At 58.4% G+C, this 16,922-nt stretch carries 15 protein-coding genes, 1 tRNA gene, 2 pseudogenes and 1 other annotated feature; of the genes and pseudogenes, 10 read left to right on the top strand and 8 right to left on the bottom strand.

Annotation, left to right across the window (positions count from 1 at the left end):
• Positions 1–11: 11 nt before the first annotated feature.
• From DKG75_RS05880 to DKG75_RS05870, 4 genes are all read right to left on the bottom strand, one after another.
• Entirely contained in the window at positions 12–2,306 is a 2,295-nt protein-coding gene (locus DKG75_RS05880; protein ID WP_109920181.1) for a GumC family protein, read from the bottom strand.
• A gap of 72 nt (positions 2,307–2,378) precedes the next feature.
• Complete coding sequence (locus DKG75_RS05875) at positions 2,379–3,611, bottom strand: outer membrane beta-barrel protein (protein ID WP_109920180.1); 1,233 nt, start codon at positions 3,609–3,611, stop codon at positions 2,379–2,381.
• An 82-nt stretch (positions 3,612–3,693) separates the two neighbouring features.
• Positions 3,694–4,368, bottom strand: a complete 675-nt coding sequence (locus DKG75_RS22665; protein WP_133636951.1) for a hypothetical protein — start codon at positions 4,366–4,368, stop codon at positions 3,694–3,696.
• A gap of 206 nt (positions 4,369–4,574) precedes the next feature.
• Entirely contained in the window at positions 4,575–5,072 is a 498-nt protein-coding gene (locus DKG75_RS05870; protein WP_425319010.1) for a polysaccharide biosynthesis/export family protein, read from the bottom strand.
• A 476-nt stretch (positions 5,073–5,548) separates the two neighbouring features.
• On the opposite strand from DKG75_RS05870, the gene DKG75_RS05865 reads away from it, so the two are divergent.
• Complete coding sequence (locus tag DKG75_RS05865) at positions 5,549–6,952, top strand: O-antigen ligase family protein (protein WP_166646484.1); 1,404 nt, start codon at positions 5,549–5,551, stop codon at positions 6,950–6,952.
• A complete protein-coding gene (locus DKG75_RS05860) occupies positions 6,949–7,821 on the top strand; it encodes a metallophosphoesterase family protein (protein ID WP_109920177.1) in 873 nt (290 codons plus the stop codon). Before DKG75_RS05865 ends, DKG75_RS05860 begins: the two co-directional genes overlap by 4 nt.
• On the opposite strand, the gene galE is transcribed toward DKG75_RS05860, so the two are convergent.
• Entirely contained in the window at positions 7,778–8,755 is a 978-nt protein-coding gene (galE, locus tag DKG75_RS05855) for a UDP-glucose 4-epimerase GalE (protein WP_109920176.1), read from the bottom strand. The two genes, DKG75_RS05860 and galE, sit on opposite strands and share 44 nt — an antisense overlap.
• Positions 8,756–9,074: 319 nt before the next feature.
• Here galE and tnpA point away from each other — a divergent pair, with 319 nt between their 5' ends.
• From tnpA to DKG75_RS23425, 6 genes and pseudogenes are all read left to right on the top strand, one after another.
• Entirely contained in the window at positions 9,075–9,497 is a 423-nt protein-coding gene (gene tnpA, locus DKG75_RS05850; RefSeq protein WP_109921038.1) for an IS66-like element accessory protein TnpA, read from the top strand.
• Positions 9,494–9,847, top strand: a complete 354-nt coding sequence (gene tnpB, locus DKG75_RS05845; protein WP_109920175.1) for an IS66 family insertion sequence element accessory protein TnpB — start codon at positions 9,494–9,496, stop codon at positions 9,845–9,847. The genes tnpA and tnpB overlap by 4 nt, the downstream gene beginning before the upstream one ends.
• Positions 9,848–9,955: 108 nt before the next feature.
• A pseudogene (locus DKG75_RS23905) lies at positions 9,956–10,081 on the top strand (IS66 family transposase); the annotation flags it as partial.
• A 75-nt stretch (positions 10,082–10,156) separates the two neighbouring features.
• Positions 10,157–11,233, top strand: coding sequence for an IS5 family transposase (locus DKG75_RS05835; protein WP_109920173.1), 1,077 nt, complete (start codon positions 10,157–10,159; stop codon positions 11,231–11,233).
• A 42-nt stretch (positions 11,234–11,275) separates the two neighbouring features.
• On the top strand, positions 11,276–11,758 hold the full coding sequence (locus tag DKG75_RS23850; protein WP_208112077.1) for an IS66 family transposase zinc-finger binding domain-containing protein: 483 nt from the start codon (positions 11,276–11,278) through the stop codon (positions 11,756–11,758).
• A gap of 139 nt (positions 11,759–11,897) precedes the next feature.
• Positions 11,898–12,191: pseudogene (locus tag DKG75_RS23425) on the top strand (helix-turn-helix domain-containing protein); the annotation flags it as partial.
• A 109-nt stretch (positions 12,192–12,300) separates the two neighbouring features.
• Here the strand turns inward: DKG75_RS23425 and DKG75_RS05820 are convergent.
• Positions 12,301–13,356, bottom strand: a complete 1,056-nt coding sequence (locus DKG75_RS05820) for a Fic/DOC family protein (RefSeq protein WP_166646485.1) — start codon at positions 13,354–13,356, stop codon at positions 12,301–12,303.
• Between the two features lie 157 nt (positions 13,357–13,513).
• Here DKG75_RS05820 and DKG75_RS05815 point away from each other — a divergent pair, with 157 nt between their 5' ends.
• Complete coding sequence (locus DKG75_RS05815) at positions 13,514–13,762, top strand: hypothetical protein (RefSeq protein ID WP_133636959.1); 249 nt, start codon at positions 13,514–13,516, stop codon at positions 13,760–13,762.
• A gap of 900 nt (positions 13,763–14,662) precedes the next feature.
• Positions 14,663–14,932 (top strand): type II toxin-antitoxin system Phd/YefM family antitoxin, encoded by a 270-nt coding sequence (locus DKG75_RS05810; RefSeq protein ID WP_109920169.1) that lies wholly within the window; start codon positions 14,663–14,665, stop codon positions 14,930–14,932.
• 100 nt (positions 14,933–15,032) lie between these two features.
• On the opposite strand, the gene DKG75_RS05805 is transcribed toward DKG75_RS05810, so the two are convergent.
• Positions 15,033–16,340, bottom strand: coding sequence for a tyrosine-type recombinase/integrase (locus DKG75_RS05805; protein ID WP_109920168.1), 1,308 nt, complete (start codon positions 16,338–16,340; stop codon positions 15,033–15,035).
• 145 nt (positions 16,341–16,485) lie between these two features.
• Positions 16,486–16,562: transfer RNA gene (locus DKG75_RS05800), tRNA-Met, on the bottom strand.
• Positions 16,563–16,595: 33 nt separating this feature from the next.
• Positions 16,596–16,681 (bottom strand) — a sequence feature (5S ribosomal RNA rRNA prediction is too short).
• Between the last annotated feature and the right edge of the window lie 241 nt (positions 16,682–16,922).

Below are 16,922 nucleotides of genomic sequence, written 5' to 3'. Positions count from 1 at the left end.
TCGTCATTTTTCTATTTCTCAGTATAATAATTCGAGTACTGTCTATAGTAATAATAAGTGTCGCCATAGCCGTAGCGAGCCATCTGTTTCAGATCGACCATAGTCAGAATCGCACCACTGAGATTGGCGTGATACTCACCAAGGTAATTGAGCCCAGCGCGGATGGCATCCCGTGGTGTCTTATTCCAACGAGTGACGAAAATCGTGGCGTCGCAAATAGTCGACAAAGCACGGGGATCAACCACCGGCAGGAGCGGCGACGAATCGATGACCACAAGGTCATACGTCGTTGCGGCCCATTCATTTAGGAAGCGTTTGAACGCTGCCGAGGCTATGAGATCGCTTGGATTGGTCGCCCGATACCCGGGGACGATGACATCGACCTCTGATTTGGTATCTTTGTGCAGGGTAGCCTCAAGCTCGGTATTGCCGGCAAGATAGTCGACAAAACCAACCGCGACTTGTTCTTCCCTGCCGAGAAGAATTGCGCCGCCACATGGGCGCCGCATATCCGCATCAATAAACAATACCCTGGCCCCGCCCTGCGCAGCCGAGCGTGCGATGGCAATAGCGGTTGTGGTCTTGCCTTCATTGGGCAGGGAAGAAGTTACCAACAGCGTCTTAATGGGTTTGTCGACATTCGCGATGGCGACAGCCGAACGCAGGGTTCGAATGGCTTCGGCGAAGGCGGACATCGGCTTGTCGATAACAGAGAGTGTCGGATCTCGACGGCCGAACCGCCGACGCCGTGCCCGGTGGGGAACGGGGCCATTGGCAGGAATAGCCGAGAGAACGCCGATACCAAATTGCTCCTCGAATTGCTGGCGCGTGCGGATGCCCCGATCGAGGAGATCGCGCAATACCGCAATGCCGACGGCGACGAGAGTACCAAGGACGATACCGATTGCGACATTCAGCGCAGTCTTGGGCGACGAAGGAATATTGACGCTAATCGCGCGACTGATCACCCGCGCTTTCGGCGCCTCAAGGTCACTCTGCTGGCCGGTCTCATTGAAACGATTCAAAAATGTCTCATAAAGCTTTCGTGAGCTCTCCGCTGTCATGCGCAGTTCGCGCAGCTTGACCCGAGCCAAATTCGTGCGAGATGCTTCGTCTTCAATAGCCTTCAGTTCTGCCTCTAGCACCTGGACCCGGGCACTAGCCACCTGCAACTCATTCTCGAGAATGGCCGCCTGCCGACGGATTTCCGCGTTGATTTGTGAGTCCGTCGCAGCAATCTCGTCATTCACCTTCAGCACATCCGGATGACGTTCGCCGTAGCGACTGAGCAGCTCGCTGCGCTTGCGGGCCAGTTCCGCGCGTTTGTCGCGCAAGGCTTGAATGGCGCTGGAATCAGCCACCTCACCAAAGGCTTCGCTGCCCCGGCCGCGCGCCAACTTGTCGCGCATGGTCCGGACCCGAGCCTCCCTCTGCGCGAGATCGGCCCGAGCGGTCAACAACTGCGTATTGATTTCGGAAAGCCGCTTGTCAATGGTGGCTTCACCGTTACCACCGGTCTCGAAGATACCCTGCTCCGTCGCAAAGGCCGAGGCGGCCCGCTCGGCGGCTTGGACAGTTTCCCGAAGCTCCGTTAGCCGTTCATTCAGCCAGTTGTTAGCCTTCGCCGTCGCCTCAAATCGCGCTTCGAGCTGGTCGACAACATATTCGTCCGCAATAGCATTGGCGAGACGGGCAGCTTTCTGCGGATCGGAAACTTCCACAGAAATCGCGATGACCTTACTGAGACGGATAACTTCAACCGAAATCACACCTTGCAGGACACGGATGGTATCCCTCAACTGGTCGGCCGCTGTCGGCGGAAGCTCCTGAAGCTCCCCTTCACCAGCGATACCCAAATCGCGGATGGTGGCTTTGATCCATGTCTTGGCCCAGGCAAGACCCAGGATATCTTCTTTCGGTGGGCGTATCGCCGCATTGAACTCAGGATCTTCAAGCAGCTTGAGCTTATGGACCAATCGCTCGGCAAACACTGTGGAAGTCAGGATTTGAACCTCGTTGTTGAGATCCATGGCTCCTGTCAGCGGCATATCAGGAATAACGCTTTCAATGTCGACAATGCGCTGCGCCTGATCAACTAACACCTGAGCCGTTGCCCTGTATAGTACAGGCCGTGTCAGTGTGTAAGCGACGACTAAGGCCACAACAATGAGAAAGATACCGACCATACCCCAGAAATGACGACGAAGATTATTCACGATGGCGGTAAAATCAATAGGCACATTGATCTGATAATCATGAACATCAGATTCACCATCGATAAAGTTACCACGCTCACGACGGCTCATGATGAGATGGGATCCTTAATAAGGATTAATGTATATACGATACGACGGACAAGAATAAAATCTTGTCCATTTTCAATATCGCAGCGTCACGTCAAGGCTGATTTTGTTGCGCGCATAGTCGCTGTCGACCACGGAAGAATCCCGTGTCTGGTAATCGTAGTTGACCCCCAAGGAGATGCGTTGGCCAAAATACCACATATAGCCAAACCCGCCTCCGTAGATGTCTTCCTTGCGATCGATACCGGAATAGTCATTATTCGTATAGGAGACCTGCGCCCTAATCACTTGGTCGCGCAGCACCTCATGCTCGACCTTCGCGAACAGCGTAGACACAAGATAGCCTGACGCTCCAATTGCTGTCGTTTCCTGAAAATCGCGACCAGCGTTCAATTGGATACGAGTGCCTTCAGCAACATCATAAATCAGATTGGCGCCAAAGCTGAAACCAGACTGGTCCTCGAAGCTATCGTAGTTGCGCACCATGTAGCCACCGAAAACCTCCGCGGCAATGATCCGCGTTACCTCCAGTCGCACACCGAAGTCTGTTGTGTAACCAGCTGAATCCCGACCACTGGCAACGCTGCGTTCATACTTCCGCCAATCAACGGTTTGTCGAACGAAGGCGCTGTAACCTGGACTGAACTCATACCCCAGATCCAACGTTCCAGCCACGTCGGTCCGGTCGCGAGCGTCATTGTCAATGGGCGTGCCCGAACGTGTCTCGGTATCGTCATAATCAAAATAAGTAGCAGCGCCGCCAATTTTAAGGGTGAAGCGGTTGAACTGTTGCGTGAACAGCAAGCCGGCATCGTACCGCTGATATTCAGTTGCCTCCGCCGCATTTGGATTTGCATTGGTGTCGGTGCGAGCTTCAATGAGCTTTTGATAGTTAATTTTTGCGCTGAAATTGGAAAGTCTGGTTATGTCCAGCTTGCCCTCCAGGGTAGCAAAAAAATTCGTATGATTTTCTGAGCTGTTGTGGGCGTAAAACGAACTTGCAATACCTGTTTTGAAGTTGAGCGCGTGTCGCGACCATAGGCTTGAGATTTCAAGGGCAGGCTCTATGGATGTGATGAAATCATCCTCTTGGCCGCCATCGGTCGCGAAAATATTGTCATCATAGACTTCAGACAACGTGACGGAGGGTTCGAAGAGGAAAGCCCCCACATGTACACCAGTTGGTCCCAAGCCGCCCTCTTGTGCCTGAGCCACGCCGGGGATGGCTGCCATCCCCACCAGCGCCAAAATCTTGACATCGACGACGAGCCCGGCTCTGTCTGTCTTCTGGCTCTTGGTCGCATCCATCAGGAATCCCCTTTTTAAAAAGCCCCACGACCGGGAACATCTTTGACAAACAAATACCCGGCAATGCCCCTGGAAGGCTGATCTATCCGGGTTGACGGTTCGGGCTGACGACCGGCCTCTCTATGATCGCATTCCTTATCGCCGCATTGACGGCTGCGGCCTGCTCGGCCACGCCATCCAATGTAATTGCATTCGGATCAAGGCGAGACGTTTGCAATGGGCCACCTGCCGGAGCCGCAGCCAGGGCTGCTGGAAGCTTGGCGAAGGCGACGGTCCACTCGACAATCGCTGCGGCAACATCGGGCGCCGCGGTCATCGAGGTCCGAAGCGCGGAGATCGCACTTTCCAGTATGACACCGGACAATCCTGCGCTTTCGTTGTCGCTAAGGCCGGTAATGGAACCAAGTCTCGCTCGCGCGTATGCAATAACGGCTGCGGTCAAGGTTCTGATCTGAACGACTGCCGCCGCCGACGGTATAGCGGAAGCACCCCCGTTATTGGTGACAATAGAAGACACAGACTGACTGATGGCCGCCTGTATAATCAGTGGATTACCGGTCGCAACTGCATTGTCAATCAAGTTGACGATCGCTTCCTGAAGGGTCGCCTTGGTGCCGTCGGGTAAGGCAACGATGGCGGAACCATCAGTCTGCGCCTCAACAATCACTGCGTCCTCCGCAGCATAGACCATGTGCGCTTGCGCAAACAGCAAGCTGCTGGCCGCGGTCGTTGCCAGCAGAAATTTCTTCACAAACACGTTCGCCTCCTTCGATCATGAGTTCCAGAGAAACGCCCTAGATAACCACGTAAAGCAGCTTTTCGCAGGTTTATCATCGGGACACCGACCAACGCTTTTTGAGGACCCGAGGATTGGGAACCGGCGAGAAACTCTCACGACCGCCGACGCCAGGCGGTGGGAGAATATCAGCCGGATCGGCTGTGCAGAGTTCCCAAACAGGTATCTCAGAAAAAGCGCTCTGGAATCTCGACAATATCTCCCGGCAAAATCTGCAAATTCTCTGATGTTGGCACCCCCACCTTTTCGCCATTGCGCGTGATAACTACACGACGGGTATCCGCACGGTAGGTATAACCACCGGCCAAAGCGACAGCCGTCAACACGCTCATACTGACCGCATAGGGATACTCACCACCTTTTTGGACCTCTCCATATATGTAGAAAGGCCGATAGTTCAGCACTTCAATACTTATGCGCGGATCACGCAGATAGCCATCGCGGAAGTGTTCAGCGATTCTCTTCTCGAGTTCTCGCGGGGTCAAGCCAGCCGCATCTACACTGCCAATAAGCGGCAAGGCAAGAGAGCCGTCACTTGCAATGACAAATTCGCCCGAGAGCGGTGTCTCGTTGAAGACAGTCATGCGCAACTTGTCACCAGATCCCACTTCGTAGGAGTTAGTGACATCTACCCTCCCGGCCTCCGGCTGGAAACTTTCCCTCAGCGGCAGCCCTGATGGCGTATCGCACGCGCTGACAGCCAATATAGACACTGCCGTCAGGGCCCTTAACAGGTGGCGGGCTTGGTTGAAAAATCTTTCGCAAAGCACTTTGCTCGCCCCCTTCGGCCTCGTCATCGGACCGGAAGCCGGCCCCCTCCTTCACACACATGTTGCCCCCAGAACTGCCTACTGACAGGGGGCGTCCTGAGACTCTGCCGCAGCGAATGCAACAGGATATTGAAACCGAGCACGCAGCCTCATCTTCCCTATGCATATCATATAGCGGTTACGCCTAATGCGTCGGGCGAGCCCAATTTAATATGGGCCGAGGTTTTTTGCGACGCCTATGGATTTGCTGCAACAGCTCATCCACCATTTCGGCGCCAAAACACGGCGATGATTGAATGGCCGGGGCAATTTGCCGTGTATGATACCGTTGGCTATCTGTGGCAATCTACCGGAACGGTATGAGACGAAACATGATCGCTGCTGTGCAACAATTGCCGCTTCAGTCCGCCCCTTCCAAACCTTCGCGCTGGCCGACTCTGCCGCTGGTTGTCGTGCTTTCGCTTGTGGTAGCGCTCAGCCCCCTCCCCTTCGCCTCCAACGCGGAGGTACCTCGTTATGTGATCTGGTCGATTGCCGGGTGCGCTGCCGGCTATGCCAGCCTGCTTGCCGCAGGAGGGTTGTTCAGCTCCACCTTGTTGCGCAAAATCGCACTGCCCGGGCTTTTTTACGGTGGATCTGTCGCCTGGATGTTGCTGCAAGCGGGGCAGTGGGGGGGCGGCATCAGCCATCCACTATGGCGTGAAACTGCTGAAGCAATTTCGATACCCGTTGCAGGGAGTATCAGTGTGAATCCCTCGCTGACGATAGAGGGCGCACTAGATATGCTGGCTTACGGGATCTTCGGCTTGGTGGCCGTACTTGTCGGATCCCGCCAAGCCGACATGAAAATCGTACTCTACGCCGGCTTGGCTGCGGCGGTTTGCAATGGCCTCTTTGGCATTGGGAACTGGCTTGACGGCAATCGTACTCTTTTTGGATATGCCACAGCGTATCCGGGGGTCGTTACCGGAACTTTCACGAATAGAAACAATTTCGCCTCATATTGTGGCCTTTGGGCAATCGTTGCCTGTGCGCTAGCTGCACATCTTGCCCTTAATCAATTGGGGGCAGGTCGCCGCGCCAGAATAGATCTGGCGGACTGGCGTTTTTGGATTCTAGTAGCCACGGCGATAATCCTGCTGTCGGCTACGGCGTTGACGTTGTCGAGGGGGGGGCTCCTGGCTTCCTTACTGGGCCTTGCATTCTTCGCATTGGCTTTGGTTAGGCGTGGCACGAGAATGCGGCCCCGTGCTTCGATATTGCTCCCGGTTACTGGCTTGGTCATGTTGATAGCTTCGATTTCGATCGCCCCTCTATCGGATAGATTGCAAAAGCAAGGGCTACAAGATTACGAACGCGAAGCCGTCATCGAAATTCTAGCCGAAGGTATAGCCAACAGACCGTTGGTGGGGACGGGCTTTGGCGCGTTCGAGGAAAGCTTCCGACTGGTCCGGGATGATCGATTGGGAATCAGCGATAAGTTGTTCGACAAGGCTCACAATCTTTATCTTGAGTTTCTCTTTGGCCTTGGGCTTCCGGGAGCCTTATCGATATTTGCTGCGATGCTCGCGATTTGCTGTCAGCTTTGGCCGGGAATGCGCAAAAGAAGTTGGGCCAATAGTGTTTGGCCCGCTCTCGGGCTTGCCGCTATTCTGCTGGCGAGCATCCACTCGCTGGTCGATTTTTCATTCCAAATCCCAGCCATCGCCATTTGCCTTGCCACTATTGTCGGTTTCGCTCTGGCCCAAGCTACGTCACGGCGGCTCAAAGCATGAGATTCCTGAAAAGGAGCATTGCCGCCTTCAGCGGAAAAGCCGGTTCAGCCGGAGGGCGGCCCGCTTATACCTTGCCACCTGGAGAGCGCATTTATGCCATCGGCGACATCCATGGGCGATTCGATTGCCTCGGCCGCCTGCTCCCGCAAATCGCCCTCGATCGGCGCGGCTATAACGGGCGAGTCAGTATTGTATTCCTTGGCGACTATGTTGATCGGGGGCCCGAAAGCCGCAAGGTCCTCGACCTCCTGTCATCGCCGAAGTTGAAAGACAGCCTTCAGTCGGAAACTTGCATATTCCTTAGGGGAAACCACGAAGATGTGATGCTCCGTTTCTTAAGCGAACCAAGCCTTGGTCCCGAATGGGCCAATTTTGGCGGCCTTGAAACATTGAGATCTTATAAAGCTTTGCAGGGGCTGCCCGTGAGGCCCTCCGACTGGCGCAAGGTATCAGAAGCTCTGCTTAGCCATATGCCTCCGGAACATTTGGCGTTTCTCCAAGCAACTTCCTTTTGCCACCACCATGGCCCCTTCTTCTTTGCCCACGCCGGTGTCCTACCGGGCGTGGCTCTTGATGCACAGTCACCCGAAGACCTGATGTGGATCCGTGACACTTTTCTGCGCAGTCGGGCGGAACATGGCGCCCTTATCATTCACGGACATTCGCCATCCGCCACCCCTGATATCAGAGACAACAGGATCGGGATCGACACCGGCGCCTACTTAACTGGCCTGCTCACAGCCGCGGTCATCGAAGGGGATGGTATTCGCTTTATAGACTCCGGTGACGCGCAATCGGGCCCGAGGTGCTCCGCAGAAATCCCCGTCAATAGAAGCGATTCTTCTGCCACCACATCGCTGTCAGGATGATCGTGTGAAGGTCGCTAAACCTCGGTGCCCAATCCAGTGAATGTAGGATCCGGCTTGGGTCGGCAACCAGAACTGCGGGATCGCCTTCGCGGCGGGGGCCGATCCTGCGGGGCATTTCCTTCGCCAGGATAGATTCAGCAGTTCGAATGACTTCGGCGACGGAGGCGCCAACACCTGTACCGACATTGAAAATGCTGCTGCTCCCGCCGCTCAGCATTCTTTGGAGCGCCGCTATATGGGCGGCTGCGAGATCGACGACATGAATATAGTCCCGGATCGGAGTGCCGTCCGGTGTGGGGTAGTCGGAGCCAAAAATACTCAGCGGCGCACCTGATCCGATTGCCGCTTTGCTCAGGAGGGGGATCAAATGCGTTTCTGGATCGTGGCTTTCGCCGATTTCCCCATCGAGATCCGCACCGCTGGCGTTGAAGTAACGCAGAACGGTGAAGGTTAAATCTGAAGAGCGAGCAATCCAATGCAGTGCTTGCTCAAAAGCTAACTTGGTAGCCCCATAAGGATTGATTGGTATTGTGGGATGATCTTCCGTAATTAAATCTGTCTTAGGGATGCCATATACTGCAGCAGTTGAAGAAAATATCAGACTCTTGACCCCACTTTCAATCAGACCTGAGGCAAATGAAACTGCAGCGCCGATGTTGTTATCGTAATATTTTACCGGATTCTGCACACTCTCACCGACCAAGCTGCACGCTGCGAAGTGCATGGCCGCTCTGATATCGTATTGGGCAACGGTGCTCGCGATGGCATTTCGGTCTCTGATGTCCGCTTCAACAAGCGGCCCCCATTTGACGGCCTGACGATAACCAGTAGACAGATTGTCTATGGTAACTGGTAAAAATCCAGCTGCTGCAAGCTGCTTGCAAGTTTGCGCGCCAATGTAACCTGCTCCACCAGCAACGAGAATCGCCTTCATGAATTTATCCTCGCGGCATGATCAATTGCATATCGGTATGGAGACGAATTGTTTTTTCCACTCTGAATATCACGAGATCCAGGACTTGCCTAGAAAGAGTAGAGGACCTTTCTTTGCTATGCAGCCTATACAGGTTCCCTGACGGGCTGACTCGTGGGAGATTCCATAGGGGTTAAATTCTGATTGTACAGGAACGGTAATTGGCTGACAGGGGTAAGCGCCCGGTGATCACCGTAACGATGGGTGTTGCGCTGGCCGGGGGAGATGCTGCCTCGTGAGATCTCTGCGGGCTCCTTTCGGAGTCCAGAAGGAGGCTCTGGTGGGTGGCGAGGTTGAAGTGATTTCCCGTGTCGAGCGGCGTCGGCGATGGAGCGAGGCCGAGAAGGCTGCCTTGCTTGCCGAGACGGATCAGCCCGGCGCGACGGTCGCATCGGTGTCGCGGCGCCATGGTGTCGCGGAGAGTGTCCTCTATGGTTGGCGAGCGATCCGCCGTGCCGTCGCCGTGGCCGCCGCCGGCGGCTCGGCGGAAGATCTCCGTTTCATCCCGCTGGCGACGATCGGTTCACCGTCCGAAGGGGCCGGGCCGACCCGGACGGTCGACCCGGCAAAACGAAGACGCCGCGCCGCACGCGATGGCGAAGCCGAGATTGCACTGCCCAACGGCACCCGGCTCAAGGGGCGCGAAGGTATCGAGCCTGAGGCCCTGCAGCGCTTGCTGACGGTGGTGAAGGGCGCGCTGTGATCGCGCTTGCACCGGGCACCCGGGTCTATCTCGCCTGCCGGCCGGTCGATATGCGCAACGGCTTCGATGGCCTGGCGGCAAAGGCCAAGGAGATGATCCACCAGGATCCCTTCTCGGGCCACCTGTTCTTGTTCCGCGGCAAGCGTGGCGACCGGCTGAAGGCCCTGTGGTGGGATGGTTCCGGCCTGTGCCTGATCGCCAAGCGCCTGGAGAAAGGCAGCTTCGTCTGGCCGCCGCTGGCCGATGGGCAATATCAACTGACCTCAGCGCAACTGGCCCTGCTGATCGAGGGCATGGACTGGCGCCGGACCGTCGCGCCGGCGGCGCCGATGGTGCCGATATCGTCATGACTGAACGACAGCCATTGGGATGCCACAGGTGGCATGGTAGACTACGCCATGTCGCTCGAGACCGCTTCCCTGCCGCAAGCCTCCGCCGCTTTGCAGGCCTTCGCCCTGGCACTCCAGGCCGAGTTGAAGGCGGTGAAGGCGGCGGCGCGGTTGCGCAGCCTCGAGATGGAGAAGCTGAAGATCCAGCTGGCCCGCCTCCGGCGGATGCAGTTCGGCCAATCCTCGGAGCGGCTCGGACACCTCTAAAAACCGCTGCAACGTGACCGGTTTCATGATTCCATGGGGCGGTGTTCTCCATGGAGGGGCGTCATGGGTCAGCCGGGGTTTTTCGATCTGGATGAGCGGTATCGGCTGCTGTCGGAGACGGGGGATCCGCTGGTGAAGCTGGCCAGCCTGGTGGACTTCGAGATCTTCCGGCCCCGTCTGGTGGCGGCACTGAAGCGGTCCGATGGCGCGAAGGGCGGGCGCCCGCCCTATGACCCGGTGCTGATGTTCAGGATCCTGATCCTACAGACGCTCTACACGCTGTCGGATGACGCCACTGAATTCCAGATCCGGGACCGGCTGTCGTTTATGCGTTTCCTGCGTCTCGGGCTCGAGGATGCGGTGCCTGACGCCAAGACGATCTGGCTGTATCGCGAGCACCTGACCAAGGCCGGCGTGATCCGGGATCTTTTCGCCGACTTCGATGGCTGGCTGAAGGGCAAGGGCTACTTGGCCATGTCGGGCCAGATCGTCGATGCCTCGATCATCGCCGCCCCGCGCCAGCGCAATACGGACGCGGAGAAGGCCGCCTTGAAGGAAGGACGGATCCCGGAGGACTGGCGGGCCAAACCGGCCAAATTGGCCCAGAAGGACCGCGATGCCCGCTGGACACTGAAGCGCGCCAAGGCAAGGAAGAGCAAGGCAGACGGCACCAAGGCCCGGGTGGAGATTGCCATTCCGGTGTTCGGCTACAAGAACCATATCGGCATCGACAAGGCGCATCGCCTGATCCGGGGCTTCAGCGTCACCTCGGCGGCGGCCCATGACGGTGCCCAGCTGCCGGCGGTGATGGCCCGCAACACGGCGAGCGATGTCTGGGCGGATACCGCCTACCGGACCAGGGCCAACGAAGCGTTCCTCGACGCCCGGGGCCTTCGTTCCAGGATCCACTTCCGTCGCCGGCCCGGCCAGGATCTGACCGGGCCCCAGAAGAAGGCCAACCGGGCAAGATCGAAGATACGCTCCGCCGTGGAGGGCGTCTTCGCCCACCAGAAACATGCCTTCGGCCTGGTGGTCCGGACCATCGGCATGGCCAGGGCCACCACGAAGATCGCTCTCGCCAATCTCGCCTACAACGTCAGGCGCTATATCTGGCTGGCCGAGCACCAGCCGGCGGCCTGAAGGGGGCCCTGGTGTGGGGCAGGCTTCCCCGACCAAAAGCCCATTCAAACCCCAGGCCCGACCCGACACGGGCCATCACGGCGCCGGATTCATGTCCGACGCCGCCATCAAGCTGGTTATTCGAGGTGTCCGCTCGACCGCGAGATCGAGCAACTCGAACTGACCCTTGAAGAGCTGGAGACCATCGAGGCGGAAGCCGGGGCTGAGAGCCCCGCCGAACCCGCGAGCGGCAGCAAGTCGCGCCCGCATCGGCGGCCGTTGCCGCCCCATCTGCCGCGTGAAGATGTCGTTCACACGCCAGCCTGTACCTGCACGGCCTGCGACGGCCCGATGGCCTGCCTGGGTGAGGATGTCACTGAGGTGCTGGACTATGTACCCGGCCACTTCAAGGTCATCCGCCATGTCCGGCCCAAGTACATCTGCCCGACCTGCAGCAGGATCACCCAGATGCCGGCGCCGGCCTTGCCGACACCGCGTGGCCTGGCCAGTGCCGGGGCTCATGGCTCAGGTGATCGCCAGTGTTGATGCCGGAGCAATTCTCCCCAGAAGTGCCGCTTGAATCTTCCCCAGTTTGAGGTGCCGCGCCGGTCTTCCGGGGCGCGCCCCGGAAGACTGGCGGCGCGATGTTGCCGATGCTCCTCCCGATGGTCGGGAGGGCGCTTCGGTGATCAAGCTCGGGGAGCTGGTGATGATCCTGGATTTGCATCGACAAGGGCTGTCGGTGTCGGCGATTGCCCGACAGACCGGCACCGATCGCAAGACGGTGCGCAAGTACATCGACCGCGACATGGAGGCACCCGCCTATGGGCCGCGGCAGCCGCGCCGTACGGTGATCGATCCCTTTGCCACCTACCTGCGCGAGCGCATCGCAACCTATCCCGGCCTGTCCGGTCGGCGGCTGTTCCAGGAGTTGAAAGATCGCGGCTACGCAGGTGGCTACATCGCCGTGACCGACTTCCTCCGCGATATCCACCATCGGCGTAGTCGCAACCGCGCCGGCACAATGGGTTACATGATGGAAAGCATCTACTGCCAGGGCCTCAGCCAGAACAGGTCCCGGGAGCGCGTCAGGCGACACGTGACGGCGCCCCTCGGGCCCCAAACGCAATGCGGTCACCCGATCGCGCCGACGCCGGCAGGTCCCTCGCCCAGCCCACGAAGATCTCGACATCGGTGCGAAACAGGAAAGTGTCGCCCTGCCTCGACACACCGGCCAAGACCCCTTCATAGTGCTGGCCCGGTGTCGTGATCGCAATGAAGCGCTCATTCCAGTCGTGCAACCTTGTCGCGATCGCGGCGATTGCCGCGTTGAGAATCCCGACCTGCCGTGGATCGGTCGCTTCTGAGAACATCTGGCGCATCGCCGTCCGGTCGCCCCCAGTTGCGTCGATGGACACGCGGATCATCCGCTCGAGGGTGACGGCGCCCAGATCGATCGGATGACCGGCATCGCACCCGATGGCCTTGACGAACGCTTCCTGGGTGCGCCCGTTGCCTTCGCGGAACGGGTGCAACATGTTCACGTCCGCGAACAAGCCGGTGACGCTGTCGACGAAATCAGGCCGGGACAAGCCTTTCAGTGCGTTCCGCTCGCCAAGACGCCCGAAGATTTCATGGCCGATGGGTTCGATGTCGGCGGGGCGGGCGAAGGCGGTGCAGGCGCGCCGATCAAATCCAGCCTTGGCCAAGGTGACAGTGCGGGCCTCTCCCGCCCAGTCGTAGAGATCCTGGAACAGATAGCGGTGCGTCTCCTTCAGACGCGCGAAGGTATAAGCGCCGCGCGGCCCGTCGATGTCGATACGGGCCATGCGCAGGTCGACCAGACCCTTTTCCGCGCGCTCCAGCGTTGCCGGATCGCTGATGCCAAGCCTGTTGCGCAGCGCCCCTGTCGAGAGAAGATAGGGATCTTTTGTCGATGTCCGGCGTCGGCGCGTGCTGTATCGGTCGATCAGGCGTTGCCTTGTTTCACCGGATGTCAGTTCACCCCGACCATGCGCGAGCAAGGCCGCGTCATCGTCGGGATCACCTTCAAGGCCCTGGATGCGGCTCGAGGTGAAGGCGGCGTCAATCGCCTCGGGCGTAGGCAGAACCTCCGCAGACGCCGCAATCGTGCCGCGATTCATGCTCGGCCTCATCGTGTCTTTGTGCCGTTTTAGACTACCATATTGGTCAATTTCCCGCGCCGAGATGCGGAGTTTTGGTCCATCCTTAAGGCGAAAAAGCCAGAGAAAGAGCCGCTTCGCCTCCGTCAAATTGTCCACTTCTGACCGGAGAAGCGAGATGCGCACGCCCGAAGAATGGGAAGCTATAATGGCCTCGGCGGCACGCCAGGTGCAGGCTGAAATGTTCAAGGCCGGCTACACGACCTATCTGGACCCCGACCTCGACGACCGTCTGGTGCGCGAATATCTCGATGGCAGACGGGAGTTCATCGCCTATTTGGCGCCTGAATATTCTTGCGTCGTGCTCGGCGTTGCACCGCCCGTCGCACCTGTCCTGGCGCGCATTCCATGCCTCGGTTCGGCCTGATCGCGACGATCGGAACGTCGGACAAAGGCCACCGCTGAAGGAAGAAAGGGGTCTTCGAGCGCCCCCCAATCCCAATATCGGCAGATGAAATTCGCAGCACGCATCATCGAAAACGCGGTGTCTTCCGGTCTTTATTCCTCGCGACTGACGGCAAATTTGAGGAGCGAAGGCTGTACTCCCTCCGGAGCACAGCCCGGCATTGCTACCATGAGATGTATTATTTCCCGCCGTTCCGGCACTTTCCCCGAGAAAATCCGAGACGCCATAAAACCTATTTATATTCAATAGGTTACAGGAATCTTGAGAGAATTCGAGAAATTATTGAATTCTGGGCTGTGAATTTGAGATGCATAAAAATTCAATAATTTCAATAGGTTGGGTTAGATGTTGTGAATCTGAGAGAATCCGGTCGAAGGCCCTCTCCATTTCATAAGAAATAACCCATTGAAATATAAAGATAAATTTTCGATACGACAGGCGCCGGAACGGTGCATCAGGTGTGCACATCCCTTTCACCTCGATCCCTTGTGGATCGGCGTCTGCTTTGGTGGACGGGCTTCGGTAGCAACACTACTCTTCCGGGTATGGGGCAATTATGCGAGCCGGGCCTGAGCGGGCCCCATCGCTCCCGCCATGACGCCCAGCCTCTGACCCGACGCGCGCCTCAGGCCACGCACCGGCACCGCCGCCCCCCTTCGCCTTTTCTCCTTCAGGGGCAAGCCATCGGCGAGTGCTGGAACGGCCAACACCGGAGAGTTCACCTGCGTCCGTACCCTGCGGGTCGAGAAGTGGCTCGCATGAGCCTCACCCTCCCAAAAAATTCGGCGGCACCCCTACGGGGTGCCGGTCGCCGCGTGGCCCCGATATAATCGCTCGACCATTTTCAACGACGAGGCGCCCATGCGCGAGTTTTCCGAAGCCGAATGGCGGAATGATCCGGCAACCGTGGCGTCCGAAGCGGACCACGCCCCCGTCATCCTCCTGAACGATGGCCAGCCGCGCCATATCCTGATGACGATCGAGCGCTACAGACGCATGCAGCGACACGATCCGCGCCGAGCTTATAGAACACACGAGGCACCGCCCGAGATCACTGCCGAGTTCCTCACGGCCATCGACGCATTTTTAGGCGATGAAGCACAGCCCGAAGCAGATGACAACCAAGCCTGACGCCCCCGACCCTGGCATGAGCGCCGCAAGGGCGCCCATGCCAGGCACACCCCCGGGGGGTGTGCCTGCGCGCCGCCGCGCGGCGCTTTGACCATGTCGACTATAGATCGTCCTCGAACGCCACCGGCAGTGCCTTACGCCGGCCGCCAGGTTTGGCCCGGCGCACATTCACCGCCGCCGCGCTGATCATATTCTTGATGTGCGCAGCGTAGTACTTCTGGATCATCTCCACGCTGGTCCGGCAGTTCCGTGCCACCGCATAAACATCGGCACCTTCCATAAGCCGGAGACAGATGTAAGTGTGCCGCAAGCTGTACGCCGTGCGCGCCTTGCCATCGCGATCGAGCTTCAACTTCTCGCGCTCCAGCAGGCTGTTGAACAGCTTGATGTGATTGCCCGGGAACACCTTGTCCGTCTGCTGCGGATAGGCTTTCGTCGGCGCCTCAGTCGGAATTTCCTCGCCGGCCCTGCGCATCCGCAGCTTCCGCTGACGGCTGATCACCTCAACAGGCTTCGCCCGGCCCAGCAAGCGCTCATAAGGCCGCACCGCATTCGGCATGCTCTTGCAGAAGCCCACGCCCCGCTTGCCACGCACCTCGATCTCGAGAATGCGCTGGCCGGTTTCCTCGTCGACGACGATCTCGACATCCCGATGTTCGAGGTTCGCGGCCTCGTCCGGCCGCAAGCCCGTGTTGGCCATGAACAAGACGTAGTCATGAACCTGCTCGGCACTCCAGCGGAAACGGTCACGGAACGGCGCCTTGGCATAGGCGCCGGTCGCCTTGTAGAGTTGCTTGTATTCTGCGGGACTGAACCACGCCCGATGCTCGACCTTGGCCGAGGCCCTGTAGGGCGTCGAGATATCGGGTACATGGGACAGCCAGCCGTGATTGACGGCGGTGCGCAGCACCATGCGCAACGTCACGGTCTCGTTATGCAGCGTGCTACGGGCCGGCGGCTTGTCCTTCAAGGGCCGATTGCTGCGCGAATGGGGGTTCGGCTCCATCCGCGTCGAGATTCGGTGCACGCGATAGTCCTGCACCTTGCCCGCCGAGATCTCGGACAGCCCGAGGTCGCCGAAGAACGGCAACAGATGCACCCGCAGGCGGATGGCGTGCCCCTCGGTCCAGCGCTTGCTACGCTCCCCCTCGGTAATGATCTCGTATTCGCGCAGGAACTGGTCGGCCGCGTGCCGGAAGGTCTTCTCGGATTTGAGCAGGCCGGCGTGCAGCTTGCCCCGCAAGCCCAGATACCAGTCCTCAGCGACCTGCTTGGCCAGCGCAAGACTGTCCTGTTTCGTGGTCGTGCGGCGCTGCTTGCCGCCTACGGAGGCCGAGCAATGCCAGTTACCGCCGTCGACGCGCCGGTAGAGCTGGACCTTGCCGCCGAGAATCTCGTGCCGCTGCATGAGAAAGCGCCCGCCATAACCTGGAGATGCGCCATTATCAGCACGGAACGGGAACGCGGTCAAAATGTGTTAGCGTTGCGCTAAGCTAAAAAGGCCGCCCCTTCCGGGCGGCCTTTTGTCAAGTGTATGAGTTTATTGGAAATTTTGGTTGCGGGGGCCAGATTTGAACTGACGGCCTTCAGGTTATGAGCCTGACGAGCTACCGGGCTGCTCCACCCCGCGGTGATGGGTGATGAATTGTGGATCTGTGAGGTTTGTTGANAGTACCATTGGCGCGGAGGGATTTCACGGCCGAGTTCGAGATGGGATCGGGTGTTGGGGCCCTCGCTAAGACCACCAGGCCAGCGAAGCATACAGATTATAGTTCTCGAAGGTTTGGCCCGGATAATGGGCCCGAATGACGGGGATGCGTGCTTGCGTGAAGGAGTGTTGCCTGTTGAGGGTCGGTCTTTCGACGTTTTCCTCGCCGGACATGACGGCGACTGCTTGCGCAGTCTTGCGATAGAGCTCTATCGAGCGATTAGTACCGGTCGGCTTCGCCTATTACTAGACTTCGACCTCCGGCCTATCAACGTGGTGGTC

Source organism: Zavarzinia compransoris (assembly GCF_003173055.1).
GTDB classification, from domain to species: domain Bacteria; phylum Pseudomonadota; class Alphaproteobacteria; order Zavarziniales; family Zavarziniaceae; genus Zavarzinia; species Zavarzinia compransoris.
Note: the sequence above shows the minus strand (reverse complement) of the source record. Positions and strands in the feature narration are given on the sequence as shown.

What these genes read in the sequence shown, in the direction of transcription:
- DKG75_RS05880 (WP_109920181.1), bottom strand. Translation starts at nt 2,306, where the DNA reads ATGAGCCGTCGTGAGCGTGGTAACTTTATCGATGGTGAATCTGATGTT.
- DKG75_RS05865 (WP_166646484.1), top strand. Translation starts at nt 5,549, where the DNA reads ATGATCGCTGCTGTGCAACAATTGCCGCTTCAGTCCGCCCCTTCCAAA.
- DKG75_RS05835 (WP_109920173.1), top strand. Translation starts at nt 10,157, where the DNA reads ATGGGTCAGCCGGGGTTTTTCGATCTGGATGAGCGGTATCGGCTGCTG.
- galE (WP_109920176.1), bottom strand. Translation starts at nt 8,755, where the DNA reads ATGAAGGCGATTCTCGTTGCTGGTGGAGCAGGTTACATTGGCGCGCAA.
- DKG75_RS05860 (WP_109920177.1), top strand. Translation starts at nt 6,949, where the DNA reads ATGAGATTCCTGAAAAGGAGCATTGCCGCCTTCAGCGGAAAAGCCGGT.
- DKG75_RS05805 (WP_109920168.1), bottom strand. Translation starts at nt 16,340, where the DNA reads ATGCAGCGGCACGAGATTCTCGGCGGCAAGGTCCAGCTCTACCGGCGC.
- DKG75_RS05810 (WP_109920169.1), top strand. Translation starts at nt 14,663, where the DNA reads ATGCGCGAGTTTTCCGAAGCCGAATGGCGGAATGATCCGGCAACCGTG.
- DKG75_RS05815 (WP_133636959.1), top strand. Translation starts at nt 13,514, where the DNA reads ATGCGCACGCCCGAAGAATGGGAAGCTATAATGGCCTCGGCGGCACGC.
- DKG75_RS05875 (WP_109920180.1), bottom strand. Translation starts at nt 3,611, where the DNA reads ATGGATGCGACCAAGAGCCAGAAGACAGACAGAGCCGGGCTCGTCGTC.
- DKG75_RS05820 (WP_166646485.1), bottom strand. Translation starts at nt 13,356, where the DNA reads ATGAATCGCGGCACGATTGCGGCGTCTGCGGAGGTTCTGCCTACGCCC.